The organism is Xanthomonas cucurbitae, assembly GCF_002939885.1.
In the GTDB taxonomy this organism is placed as follows: domain Bacteria; phylum Pseudomonadota; class Gammaproteobacteria; order Xanthomonadales; family Xanthomonadaceae; genus Xanthomonas; species Xanthomonas cucurbitae.
Map to the genome: position 1 here is coordinate 1 of NZ_MDED01000160.1, position 305 is coordinate 305.

A 305-nucleotide genomic window follows, 5' to 3' on the forward strand; every position below is an offset into this window, starting at 1 on the left:
TCCACCTCCTTGTCCTTGACCGAGCTGCGCTTGCCCGAGCCCTTGCGGTTGGCATAGAACTCGGCCAGCCACTGCTCCGGCGTCAGTTGGTCCATGCTCACGCCCAGCTTGCTCGCCTTGCCCGCCAGCACCTGGTGCAGGATCTCGATGTTGTCGGTCGAGGAGGAGATCACCGCCAACGCATCGTCCATGCCGCGCAGGTTGAGCTGGCACACCGCCGAGGCGTGGCCTTGCTTGACCAGGAAGCAGCGCGAGCGCTCGTCCAGCGACACCACCACCTGGTACTCGGCATCGGTCAGCTTGAG

General features: G+C 64.9%; 1 pseudogene. It reads right to left on the reverse strand.

Annotated features, from left to right (window positions below):
* Positions 1-305: pseudogene (locus XcuCFBP2542_RS19190) on the reverse strand (VirB4 family type IV secretion/conjugal transfer ATPase); the annotation flags it as partial.